Origin of the sequence: Streptomyces sp. NPDC059788 (genome assembly GCF_042732265.1) — a bacterium.
Classification (GTDB): Bacteria; Actinomycetota; Actinomycetes; order Streptomycetales; family Streptomycetaceae; genus Streptomyces.
Map to the genome: position 1 here is coordinate 165,330 of NZ_JBHWHY010000019.1, position 11,050 is coordinate 176,379.

Genomic DNA, 11,050 nt, shown 5'->3' on the forward strand with positions numbered 1-11,050 from the left:
TATGGTCCGGGTGCCTTGCGGGTCACCACCGGTACCAGCGTGTGCGACCACCGCCCGCGCCTGTCGAGCGGAACAGGAAGCCGAGCAGCCACACGACCAGTACCGCGACGGCCACCCACCACAGTGCCTTGAGCGCGAAACCCGCGCCGAACAGGATCAGAGCGAGAAGCAGTACCAAAAGGACAGGAACCATATGTAACGCACCTCCGCTGCACCGAGTGCCCCCGGCGTGCGGTGTTACTCCTGCCTGACGCGGCTCGGTCAAGAACCGGCCGTATCCGCACCGTCCGGTCCCTCGTCCGTGACCCGTACCGTCAGGTCGTTGTCGAGGGTGTAGTACGGGCCGATGCGCAGCTGCCCGGCCGGGCCGTCGACGGGCAGCGCCGGATGGACGATGACTTCCCCCTTCTCCGGTACGTCGTCGAGCAGCCGGGCGATCCGGACCGGCTCGGCCTCCTCGGTCACGCGCAGCCACAGGTCCCAGCACTCGCTGCCGCCGCGCCGGCGCTCCGCGAGCCACGCGTAGGGCAGCGTGAAGGCGAAGCCGGAGCCGTCGCCGGTGAGCGGGACGGTGATGACCGGGTCCGGGCCGGGCGCTTCGGGCGTGCCGCGGCGGGGCGTGGCCTCGGCGCGGGCGCCCGGCCCGAGGGCGGCGCCGTAGAGCCGGCCGGTCACCGTCATGCCGTGGGCGTCGACGAGGACGTCCCCGGCCTCGGCGTGCGGTCCGCGCAGCCAGCTGCGCAGCGCGAGACTGCCGGACCGGGTCGTGTACGGGATGCGTACGCCGAGCCGGCCGATGCCGGCCAGCGGGCGGCGGTCCACCAGCGGGCGCAGGTCGGTGACGCCGGGCAGCAGCCGCTGCGGTTCGCGGCCGTCGCCGAGGTCGGCGTAGGCGTTCCAGCGGCCTTCGGGCAGCGCGACGGTGCTGGGCAGCACGGCGCGCAGCCGCCCGGAGCCGTTCGGGCCGAGCGGCAGCCGCAGTTCCTCGGCCGCGCCGTCGCGCGGGCTCAGCACGAGCGCCGCGCTCCAGACCGGCCTGGTGCCCTGCGGCGCGGTGATGTCGAAGGTCAGGCCGCCGGCGGAGTCGGCTATGCAGTCCGCGCGCAGCGGCTGGGCGGACCCGTCCGCCGGGCGGGCACCGTGGCCGGCGGCCGTGGTGTCCGTACCGGCCCGGTCCGCGATCGCGGCCTCGGGCCGCACGGGAGCGACGGCTTCGGGACCGGCCGTCCCGACGCCCGTCACGGGCAGTTGCGTCGACGCGTTCATACCCTCCGCACCCCTCTCACAGCGGCCTTCGCCGCGTCCTTGGTTGCGTACGCCCCGTGCTCCGGGCCGGACCGCGTCCGCCGGGCGCCGGAACGGACCGTCCTCCCGGTGCCGTGGGCGTGGTGAATAAGGAAGGAGCTGTGCATGCGTCCCCGTATCCCGTCCCGCCGTATCCCATGGTCACCGTGGACGAGTCCCGCCGTCCGCCCGTTGAACGGTTAGACCGTGGTTCCGGGTTCCGGGTTGAGACGTTTGGCCAACTTGTTCCGAAAGAGTTAGGACATCGGTAGCGGCGTCACGGAACTTTTGCGAACCATTGATCGTCGGTTGCGTCCCGTGCTGTAACGCCACAAGGTATGCCGTCCTGGGGCGTCCCGTCACGGGGTGTGCAGCCACCGGCTCGGTCCGTCGGCGGCCCCGCGCCGGCCGGGCGTTCAGGGCCGGTACGGCAGCTGCGGCACGGTGAAGCAGGTGGTGTCCATGTCGCCCTGGGTGACCCAGCCTCCCCTGCCGCCGCGCGCCGCGTCCCGCCAGCGGGCGACCGAAAGACAGCTGCGGTCGGTGACCGGCGGCTCGGCCAGCGGCCGGAAAGAGGCGGGAAGCAGCAGACCACGGGCGGTGTAGGGGGCACCCAGTGCCACGAAGCGCTCCACGCAGGCGCGGGTGAGCCGCGGTCCGCAGGAGCGTGCCGCGTCGGCGAACCACATCGCCGCCGCCCACCCCTCCAGCTGCCACTGCGACAGCGGCTTGCCCTTGGCGTACCGGGCCATGCCGGCGCGGAACTCCCGGACCGCCGCGCCGCCCGGCCCGCTCCCCGGATCGTCGTAGTTGCGGCTGGCGCCGGTGGCCCACAGGGCGTTGCGGCAACCTGGCGAGTCCTTGTAGTCCTGCACGACCGAATCCGACCAGTTCTGAACGTTCGTTACCTTTGCGGTCGGCCGGACGCCCGCCGCGTCCATCGCCTCGCACAGCTGCGCGTTGCCGTGCGTGTCCATCGCGTCGAAGACCAGATCGGCGCCCCGGTCACGCAGCCCGGCGGCGACCGCGGCGAAGTTGGGCAGCGCGAAGTCGACCTGCTCGGTGAGCACGTCGTATCCCTCGGCCTCCAAGCCGCGCACGATCAGCCGGGCGTACGCGGCGGACGCCGCCTGGTTGTAGGAGACGACGGCGGCGCTGCGGGCCCGCTGCGCGCGCTTGAAGTAGCGGTAGACCTCCGTGCCGCCGTACAGCTGCCCGCCCCAGCCCGCCGCCTTGCCGTCCCTCGGCGCCTGGCTGCCGTAGATCCCGTACAGGTGCGGATAGGTGTCGTACGCCGCGCCGACCGGCTGGCCCCCGATGTCCGGGACACCCGCCGCGGAGACCCGGGGCGCACCCGCGTAGTCCAGCGCCGTGGTCGCGACCAGCGCGAACACCTTGTCCTCCGTGAGGAGTTTGCGCACGCACTCGTTGTTGCCGACGCCGCTGCCCCCGTCGTCGCAGGTGACGGCGCGCACCGGGCGCCCGTTGACGCCGCCTCGCGCGTTGAGCGCCGCGAAGTGGGCGAGCGCGCCGTCGCGCGGCCCGGTGAACGCCTCGCCGCCCACCGGGCTGGTCGTACTGGTGATGATCCCGACGACGACCGGTTCGGGCGCGTGCCCGGTCGCGGGCGCGGTCCCGCGGTGTTCGAAGTCGCTCTCCGGGAGCCTGCTCCCGCAGGCCGCCGTCAGCGCGAGCAGCAGCGCCGCGGCGGCGGCACCGGCCGCCTCAGCAGCCCGGCGCGTCCGCATTGCCGCTCATGCCCACCAGCGAGCACAGGGTCTTGAGCGCGACCTTCCACACCTTGTCCTGGTAGACGGAGACGCCCTTGGCGTTGGGCAGCGCGGTGGCGCCCTTGAGGGTGAGGCTGTACGTCACGTCGGCCTCGGTCGCGGAGGTGAACCGTACGGCGGACACCTGCGACGCGACCTGCCGGCCCCGCCGGTCGCCGTTGAACGCCTCCAGCAGCAGTTGCAGCTCCTCGCCGTTCTGGAGGTACTTCGCCTTCTCGGCGTTGGACAGCTCCGGGTCGAAGAACTTCGCCCAGTTCTCCTTGATCTCGCGCTCGGCGGCGGCGGGATCGGCCGGGGCGCCGCCCGTGGACGGCGACCCGGCGGTCGCCGTGTCCGTGCCGTCGCCTGCGGGAGCCGAGGCGGTCCCGCTGGGCGCGCGCTGCCCGCCGTCCTCGGCGTCGCTGCACCCCGCCCCTGCCGCCACCAGCAGCGCCCCCGCCGCCACCAGCGCCGGAACCCGCCGTGTACGCCCCCCACGGACCGTCATGTACACCACCGCCTGTCGTCGCGACCGCCCTGAGCCGGTCTGGCACAAGCCTTCTAGGTGCTGTTCCCACAGGGCATAGTGCAGGCATTCGCCGGAAGTCGCGAGGGGGCGTGATGCGCAACGCGCGGACACGGTTCGGTGCGCGCCTGGCCCCGTGGGGCGGCTGGGCGGCGCTGGCGGGCGGGGCGGTGCTCTGCGCGGTCGGCTGGTACGGCGTCTCCGGCGAGCGGTTCGCCGAGCGGCAGATCCCGTTCCTGGCGTCCTGTTCGATCCCGGGCGCCGCGCTGATCGTCGCGGGCGCGGTGCTGGTGGCCCGGGGCGACCAGGGCCTCGCGGCGGCCCGCGTCGAGGAGTTGTACGGGCTGCTGGTCACGTACGGGGCCGACGGCGCGCCGGAGGGGGCGGGCGGGACGGCCGGAGAAGCTGCGGGGGCGGGCGGGACGCCGGCCGCGCGGCGGGGCGCGGACGCGGGCCCGCCGCTCGCCGTACCCGGCGGAACGCTCCTGCACCGGCCCGGCTGCCCACTCGTGGCGGGACGGCCGGACGCCCGGCCCGCCGAGACCCCACCGGAGACGGCGGATCTGACGCCCTGCCCCGTCTGTGAACCGGACGCCCCGCGCCCCGGCACGGACCGGTGAGTTCCCTCTCGTACGACCTCACCCTGGCGGGCCTCGCGGTGGGCAGCGCCGCCGCGCTCACCGGCATCGGACTGATCGTCACCTACCGGGCCACCGGCGTACTGAACTTCGCGCACGGCGCCGTCGCCATGGTGTGCGCCTACGTCCTGCGGCAGCTGGCGGTCGGCTGGAACTGGCCGCTGCCGCTCGCCGCCGCCGTCACCCTCCTCGTCGTCGCGCCGGGCATCGGACTCGCGCTGGACCGCGCCGTCTTCCGCCCGCTGTCCCTGAGCGGCGCGGGACCGGCCCGCACCCTGGTCGCCTCGCTCGGCGTCTTCATCCTGCTGATCGGCGGCGCGAGCCTGCTGTGGGGACCGGGAGCGCGCGCGGACGCGCCCGCGCTGCTGCCCGACGACCCCTGGGTGCAGCTCGGCACGGCCGTGACCCTGGCCGCCGGGGTCGCCGCGGTCACCCGCCGGACCCGCTTCGGGCGCGAGCTGCGCGCCGTCGTCGACAACCGGCCGCTCGCCGTCCTCGGCGGCATCGACGCCGACCGGGTCGCCGCCGCGGGCTGGGCTTTCGGCTCCTTCACGGCCGGGCTGACGGGGGTCCTGCTGGCGCCCCTGCTTCGCCTGGACCCGTACGGGCTGCCGCTGCTGGTCATGGAGGTGATGGCGGTCGCGGTCGCGGCCGGGCTGCGCAGCCTGCCGGTGGCGGTGGGGGTCGCCCTGGGAATCGGCGTCGCGCAGAGCCAGCTCACCCGGCTGCACCCGGGCGGCAGTCTGGAACCCCTCGTCCAGGCCGTCGGCGCCAACCTGTTCGTCGTGGCGCTGCTGGCCGCCGCCCTGGCGCTGCGCGGCCTCGGCGTCCCCCGCGCCCTGCCGGACGCGCCCCACCGCACCGCCCCGGCCCTGCGCACCGGCCGGCTGCCCGACCACGACGGCCGCGCCTGGCTGGTCTGCGGCATCCTCTTCCTGCTGCCCCTGGGATTCGCGGGCGGCGACCTGCGCACCGCCATACAGGTACCGGCGCTCGCCGTGGTGCTGCTCTCCCTGGTCGTGGTCACCGGCCGCGGCGGCCAGATCTCCCTGGGGCAGGCCGCCTACGCCGGGCTCGGCGCCCTGTTCACCGCGCTGCTCGTGGCCGGCCGTTTCCCGGGCCTGTCCGCCGTCCCCGGCCTGCCCGCCCTGCTGCTGGCCGTGCTGCTGACCGCCCCGCTCGGCCTGCTCACCGGCTGGCCCGCGCTGCGGCGGCACGGCCTCGCGACGGCCCTGGCCACCCTCGCCTTCGGCGTCGCCGTCAGCCGGTTCGTCTTCGCCCAGCCCTACGCCACCGCCGGTCTCACCCTCGACCGCCCCGCCGGTTTCGCCGACGACCGCGGCTATTACGTCCTCGAACTGGCCCTGCTCGGCCTCGCCCTGCTCGGCGTGGCGGCGCTGCGCCGCGGCCGGACCGGGCGCGCGCTGGCCGCGATGCGCGACCACGAGCCGGGGGCGGCCGCCGCCGGAGTCCCCGTACCGGCGCTGAAGCTGGCGGCCTTCGCGGTGGGCGCCGCGCTGGCCGCCCTGGGCGGCGGGATGCTCGGCATGGCGCTGCGCACCTTCGACCCGGCGTCCTACGACCCGGTCCGCGGCCTGCTGTGGTTCGCGGCCGTGCTGGTGCTGGGCGCCGACAGCCTGCTGGGGGCGCTCGCCGCCGCGGTGCTGCTGGTCGGCCTGGACTCGGGGGCGGAGGGCGGTGCCGCCGCCGCGGTGATCGGGGTGCTCGCCGTGCTCGCCGGACGGCTCCCGCACGGCCCGTACGCGGCTCTGCGCAGTGCCGCCGCCCGCCTGTCCGCCGTGCCGGAGCCGCGGCTGACTCCGCTGGGGGCGCGGATACGGGCGAAGGTGGCGCCGGAGCGTACGCCGGAGTGCCGGACCCCCGAGCCCCGCCACCCCGCGCCGCACGCGCCCGCACTCCGTACCCCGAGGTCCCCTCCCCCGCCTTCCGCCCCCTCCGGCCGTCTCACCGCCCGTGCCCTCCACGCCCGCTACGACGGCTTCACCGTCCTGGACGGTGTCGACCTGACCGTGGCGCCGGGCCGGATCACCGCGCTCATCGGGCCCAACGGCGCGGGAAAGAGCACCCTCTTCCACTGCCTGTGCGGCACGCTGCGCCCCGCCGCCGGGCGGGTGCTGCTCGACGGAAGCGACATCACCCGCCGCTCCGCGCACGCGCGGGCCCGCCTCGGGCTGGCGCGGACCTTCCAGCAACTCGCCGTGTTCGAGGGACTGAGCGTGGCCGAAAACGTGCGTATCGGCGCCGAGCAGAGCCGCGTACCCGACCCGGCCGCCGCCACCGGGCGGGCGCTGGACCTGCTCTCCCTCGGACCGCTGCGCGCCGCGCCCGTCGCCGGGCTGGACACCGGCACCCTGCGCCGGGTCGAGCTGGCCCGCGCGCTCGCCGGCCGCCCGCGCACCCTGCTGCTGGACGAGCCCGCGGCGGGCCTGGACGGCGCCGAGGTGGCCGCGCTCGCCGACGTACTGCGCGCCGTGGCGGCCGACGGCACGGCGCTGCTCGTCGTCGAGCACGACCTCGACCTGGTCGCCGGGCTGGCCGACACGGTCTACGCGATGGCGGCGGGCCGGATCGTGACGCGCGGCCCCGCACACCGCGTCCTGGCGGAGCCGGGGCCGTGAACGGGCGGCCCCGTACGGGGAGCGGTGCCCCGCGGCCCCGGCAGTCCCGTCAGTCCTGGCAGTTCCCTCTGTCCTGTCAGTTCCCGCAGACCCGGCAGACCCGGCAGAGGAGAACACCGGCATGAGCATCGAGGCGGCCCTGTGCGCAGCCCGCGTCCGGTACGGCTCCCTCGAAGCCCTGCACGGCGTCGACCTGGCCGTGCCCGGCGCCCGCGTCACCGTGCTCCTCGGGCGCAACGGTTCCGGCCGCACCACGGTCCTGCGCGCGCTGGCGGGGACCGTGCCGCTCGCCGACGGGCGCGTCGTGTGGCGCGGTACGGACATCACCCGGATGCCCGCGCACGCCCGCGCGCGCCGCGGACTGACCCTGGTGCCCGACCGCGGCTCCGTGTTCGCCTCGCTCTCCGTCGGCGAGCAGCTCGAACTCGCCGCGCCGGACGGCGCCGTCGGACCGGCCCTGGCGGCCTACCCGCAGCTGCGCGCGCTGCTCGGCCGCCGGGCGGGCGCCCTCTCCGGCGGCGAACAGCGGATGCTCGCCGTGGCGCGCGCGCTGGCCGGCCCGGCCCGGCTCCTCCTCCTGGACGAGCCGACCCAGGGCATGTCACCGGCCGTCACAGCACGGACGCACGCCCTCCTCGGCGACCTCGCGGCCGCCGGCCGCACCGTCCTCGTCGCCGAACAGGCCCTGCCGCCCACCCTGTGCCGCGCCGCCACGGTCGCGTACGTCCTGCGGCGCGGCACCGTCGTCTTCGGCGGCGAACCGGCCGGGACCGCGGGCCACCCCGGGCTCACCGGCCCGGCGTCACCCCGGCACTGACCCGCCGGTCAGCGCACGGTCCCGCTTGCCGAGCCCGTACCGCTTCGCGCAGTACGGCCAGGCCGACCAGCCCTGGCGACGCAGCACCCGCTCGGCCACGGCGATCTGCTGCTCACGCGTGGCGAGGTCGGCGCGCGGCGCGTACGCCAGACCGCCGTGTTCCTTCCAGGTCGACTGCCGGAACTGCAGTCCGCCGTAGAACGCGTTGCCGGTGTTCTTGCGCCAGTCACCGCCGCTCTCGCACTCGGCAATGCAGCTCCACGGCCCCCTGCTGAGGGAACAGCCCGCCGGGGACGGCAGGTTGCGTGCCGTCTCCTGCGCCTGCGCGCCGCCGGGCACGCACAGCAGGACCACGGCCGGGACGAGGGACAGGACGGCCGCTCGGCGGCGGCCTGCTTTCGCGAGACGCTTGGGCATCAGCGCCCGAAAAGAATGGGACATCGGGTCACGCTAAGCAGGACCGCGCGGGTCACGGCGCCGCCACGCCCGGACAGCGCGACGCCCCACCCGGTCGGTGGACGGCCGGGTGGGGCGTTCGGCGTACAGCTGCCGGGGCCCGTTGCGCCGTGCGCGGTCCCGCGCGCGCCGCGCGTGCGGGTGCCGTACGGCGGGCCCGCGGCTCAGACCGAGAGCCGCTGCCCGGGGACGATCATGTTCGGGTTGCCGCCGACGACGGCCCGGTTCGCGGCATACAGCTGGCGCCAGCCCACGTTGTGCGCGGCGGCGATCCGGCTGAGCGTGTCGCCCTGCCGCACCGTGTACCCGCCGCCGGCCGCCCGTGCCCTGCCGCGGTCGGCGTGCCCGCCGGTGCCGCGCGCCTTCTTGCCGACCTTGGCGCCGACGTCCCGGCGAACGTCCTTGTGCACGTGCCGCTTGCCGCTGCTGCCCTGGCCGGAACGGAACGCCTTCGGCGCCTTGGGGGCGCTCCCGTACGCCCCGGCCCGTGCGGCGCAGGTGGGCCAGGCGCCCCAGCCCTGCGACGCCTGGACCCGGGAGGCCACGGCGATCTGCTGGGCGCGGCTGGCTCCGGCGGCGGTCGGTGCGTAGGCCGAGCCGCCGTGCGCGCGCCAGGTGCCGGGGGTGAACTGCAGGCCACCCGAGAACCCGTTGCCGGTGTTGATGTGCCAGTTGCCGCCGCTCTCGCAGCGGGCGATGCGGTCCCACACTCCGCCGTCCGCCGCCTGCGCCGGTCCGGCGGTGGCGGCCACCAGCGCGAGCGGGGCCACCAGGGCCGCCCCGGCGAGCGCGGCGATGTCACGGCGTATGACGCCCTTCGAAAAAGGCATGGAATCCCTCTCCACGGCCCCGGGGGTCCCCCCTGGTGTCGCGGCGCGGACGCGTCTGGCGTCCGCGGGCCGCGGCTCCCCGCCCGCCGCGGGGTGGTGCCGGTCGTGCTCGGTGGTGCTGCGTACGGTGCATCGGGTGCCACACGACTCGGCTTGCGGGCCGGGTGCTGCGCGGCGGGCCGGCCATGGAGCGGGCCGGCGGTCGATGCGGACGGCGGGCGTCCCCGGGTGGTGCTCGGTGCACACGGCCGGAGAATGTAGGGAGGCTCACGCCCTGTTATCAACCGTGGCGCCGTCCCACCTGGCCAGTCGGACGTTACCGGAGGTATCAACTAAATCCGGCCACCCACTTGATTCCTCGATTTCCGCATTTGTCACCCAGGCCACCCGGCGATCTGTGACCCACCTCACCGCGGCAACTTCCGTGCCGTTCACACGGGTTGGCAGGGAGTGAGGGCTTCCGCTCCCTATCTCACGCTCCGCTTCGAACGGTTCGATTCCGCACCCCGCCACGCGTGACTCCTGCCACAGATCGCCCGTTGTCCTGGTACGAGCCGGGAACCGCCCGGCAGCCCGCGCAACGATCGAGGAGCCACCCGTGCCGCGCATGCTCGACGTCAGTGACGACGTCCGCGCCGAGATCGGTGACGAAGAAGCCGACCGCCTGCTGGCCGGTGGCAACGCCCCCGGCAACTACGACTGCACCTCCTGCCGCACCTCCGGCGACAGCGACCAGGAGCGCACCAGCACCGTCCTGTTCGTGGGCGAGGAGACCGCGGTGCTCGCCTTCGCCCACGCGTCCTGCATTCCCTCGCAGGTCGTACCGGTCTCCGAGGAGCAGCTCCAGGGCGCCGTACGCTCCATCACCGGCGCGGAGGCGGGCGCCGAACCCGCGGGACCGCCGCCCGCCACCCCCTTCGCCGCCCTCCCGGGCGATCACCGGCAGGCGACACTCGGTGTCACCTGCGGTCTGGTCCTGGTCGAGGGCGACCTGCGGCCGGCGCTGGTCGTCGAGCCCGCCGGCCCCATCGCGCGCCCCGGCTCCACCGAGCCGGGCGACGCCTTCCTGCCGCTGCTCCTGGAGCACGGCTTCGCGCCGGTGACGGACATGGCCGTCCTGCCCGCCCCCAACCCGGGCTGGTCGGTGCTGCTGGCCGCCGGGCAGCTGCACGCCATCCTCCAGCCGGGCACCGACGGCGGCCAGCCCCAGTCGTGGTGGCAGGCGCACCAGCCGCTGCCCGTCTCGGAGGGCTGGCGCAGCGCCGCCGGCAAGGCGCGGACCGTCCTGGTGTACGCGGCGCCGGTGGGCGCCGTCGGCCACCAGCCGCGGGAGGACCTGATGCGCGAGGCCATGGAGAAGGCCGCCGCCGAGGGCAAGCTGGTGGCGGCCGTCATGCCGCTGGCGGGCACCTGACGGAGTCCCGCCGGGGCCCCGGAGCTCCGGCGACCGACCGCCCCACGGGCCCCGGCCGCTCCGCGCCACGCTCCCCGAGCGGCGCGGGGCGGCCTTGCCGTACGGGAGGCCGGGCCGGGTGTCACCGCCGGCCCGCCCCTGGGGCGCATCCGGCGCGAGCCGGCCGCACGCCCCGCCGAACAGCCGATTCTTCCCAGAGCCCGCATCCCGTGAGCATCCGGGTCGTTGGCACAGACGTGCACGCATACGACCCCTCCTCCCGCGTCCCGTATCCCTACCAGATCCCCGGTATGCGCCCGTCGCACGACGCGACCACGGCGACCATGACGGCTCCCCACGCCGCCCCCGCCTCGGCCACACCGATCTACGACGCGCTGTACGCCGAGTACCGCCGCTCCTTCCGGGCGCTGCCGGGGGACCGCAGCGGCGAGGAAGGGCTGAGCGCCGAGGCGATGCGGAGCATCTGGGGCCGCACGACCACCGCGACCGGCCACCTCCCGTCGGCCGGCCACTGGGAACCGGCCTCCCGCCAGCCGTACCACGGCCACCCCCACCAGCACTCCGGCGGCCACCACCGCGGCCACTTCCCCCCGGCGCTGCCGCCGGCGCCCCGGGAGTACCGCCCGCACGGCCACTGACCGGTCCGTACGACGGCGGCGGGGCGGCCCCTCAGGAGC

Annotated in this window: 11 protein-coding genes; 5 read left to right on the forward strand and 6 right to left on the reverse strand. The window is 75.6% G+C overall.

Features of this window, described 5'->3' with window-relative positions; translation table 11 throughout:
* Positions 1-22: 22 nt before the first annotated feature.
* The 4 genes from ACFV57_RS18785 to ACFV57_RS18800 all read right to left on the reverse strand — a co-directional run bounded on the left by ACFV57_RS18785 (position 23) and on the right by ACFV57_RS18800 (position 3,561).
* Positions 23-193 carry a hydrophobic protein gene (locus tag ACFV57_RS18785; RefSeq protein WP_073768184.1) on the reverse strand — a complete coding sequence of 57 codons (171 nt, stop codon included), beginning with the start codon at positions 191-193 and terminating at the stop codon, positions 23-25.
* 68 nt (positions 194-261) lie between these two features.
* A complete protein-coding gene (locus ACFV57_RS18790) occupies positions 262-1,266 on the reverse strand; it encodes a hypothetical protein (RefSeq protein WP_385232958.1) in 1,005 nt (334 codons plus the stop codon).
* Between the two features lie 434 nt (positions 1,267-1,700).
* Positions 1,701-3,032: an ABC transporter substrate-binding protein gene (locus ACFV57_RS18795; RefSeq protein ID WP_385232961.1), complete on the reverse strand. Its 1,332-nt coding sequence runs from the start codon at positions 3,030-3,032 to the stop codon at positions 1,701-1,703.
* The gene (locus tag ACFV57_RS18800) at positions 3,010-3,561 is read right to left on the reverse strand and encodes a hypothetical protein (RefSeq protein WP_385232964.1); all 552 of its coding nucleotides are present in this window, start codon (positions 3,559-3,561) and stop codon (positions 3,010-3,012) included. Before ACFV57_RS18800 ends, ACFV57_RS18795 begins: the two co-directional genes overlap by 23 nt.
* A 113-nt stretch (positions 3,562-3,674) precedes the next feature.
* Here ACFV57_RS18800 and ACFV57_RS18805 point away from each other — a divergent pair, with 113 nt between their 5' ends.
* The 3 genes from ACFV57_RS18805 (at position 3,675) to ACFV57_RS18815 (ending at position 7,673) form a co-directional block, all read left to right on the forward strand.
* A complete protein-coding gene (locus tag ACFV57_RS18805; protein ID WP_385232967.1) occupies positions 3,675-4,199 on the forward strand; it encodes a hypothetical protein in 525 nt (174 codons plus the stop codon).
* Positions 4,196-6,856 carry an ATP-binding cassette domain-containing protein gene (locus tag ACFV57_RS18810; protein ID WP_385232970.1) on the forward strand — a complete coding sequence of 887 codons (2,661 nt, stop codon included), beginning with the start codon at positions 4,196-4,198 and terminating at the stop codon, positions 6,854-6,856. The genes ACFV57_RS18805 and ACFV57_RS18810 overlap by 4 nt, the downstream gene beginning before the upstream one ends.
* Positions 6,857-6,977: 121 nt before the next feature.
* Entirely contained in the window at positions 6,978-7,673 is a 696-nt protein-coding gene (locus ACFV57_RS18815) for an ATP-binding cassette domain-containing protein (protein WP_385232972.1), read from the forward strand.
* Here the strand turns inward: ACFV57_RS18815 and ACFV57_RS18820 are convergent.
* Positions 7,659-8,114 (reverse strand): transglycosylase family protein, encoded by a 456-nt coding sequence (locus tag ACFV57_RS18820; protein ID WP_385232975.1) that lies wholly within the window; start codon positions 8,112-8,114, stop codon positions 7,659-7,661. The genes ACFV57_RS18815 and ACFV57_RS18820 overlap by 15 nt on opposite strands.
* A gap of 179 nt (positions 8,115-8,293) precedes the next feature.
* Positions 8,294-8,959, reverse strand: a complete 666-nt coding sequence (locus tag ACFV57_RS18825) for a transglycosylase family protein (RefSeq protein WP_385232978.1) — start codon at positions 8,957-8,959, stop codon at positions 8,294-8,296.
* Between the two features lie 598 nt (positions 8,960-9,557).
* Between ACFV57_RS18825 and ACFV57_RS18830 the strand changes: the two genes are divergently transcribed.
* Positions 9,558-10,373: a hypothetical protein gene (locus ACFV57_RS18830; RefSeq protein ID WP_385232981.1), complete on the forward strand. Its 816-nt coding sequence runs from the start codon at positions 9,558-9,560 to the stop codon at positions 10,371-10,373.
* Positions 10,374-10,609: 236 nt separating this feature from the next.
* Complete coding sequence (locus tag ACFV57_RS18835; protein ID WP_385232984.1) at positions 10,610-11,011, forward strand: hypothetical protein; 402 nt, start codon at positions 10,610-10,612, stop codon at positions 11,009-11,011.
* The last annotated feature ends 39 nt before the right edge of the window (positions 11,012-11,050 follow it).

What these genes read in the sequence shown, in the direction of transcription:
- ACFV57_RS18785 (WP_073768184.1), bottom strand. Translation starts at nt 193, where the DNA reads ATGGTTCCTGTCCTTTTGGTACTGCTTCTCGCTCTGATCCTGTTCGGC.
- ACFV57_RS18790 (WP_385232958.1), bottom strand. Translation starts at nt 1,266, where the DNA reads ATGAACGCGTCGACGCAACTGCCCGTGACGGGCGTCGGGACGGCCGGT.
- ACFV57_RS18795 (WP_385232961.1), bottom strand. Translation starts at nt 3,032, where the DNA reads ATGCGGACGCGCCGGGCTGCTGAGGCGGCCGGTGCCGCCGCCGCGGCG.
- ACFV57_RS18800 (WP_385232964.1), bottom strand. Translation starts at nt 3,561, where the DNA reads ATGACGGTCCGTGGGGGGCGTACACGGCGGGTTCCGGCGCTGGTGGCG.
- ACFV57_RS18805 (WP_385232967.1), top strand. Translation starts at nt 3,675, where the DNA reads ATGCGCAACGCGCGGACACGGTTCGGTGCGCGCCTGGCCCCGTGGGGC.
- ACFV57_RS18815 (WP_385232972.1), top strand. Translation starts at nt 6,978, where the DNA reads ATGAGCATCGAGGCGGCCCTGTGCGCAGCCCGCGTCCGGTACGGCTCC.
- ACFV57_RS18820 (WP_385232975.1), bottom strand. Translation starts at nt 8,114, where the DNA reads ATGTCCCATTCTTTTCGGGCGCTGATGCCCAAGCGTCTCGCGAAAGCA.
- ACFV57_RS18825 (WP_385232978.1), bottom strand. Translation starts at nt 8,959, where the DNA reads ATGCCTTTTTCGAAGGGCGTCATACGCCGTGACATCGCCGCGCTCGCC.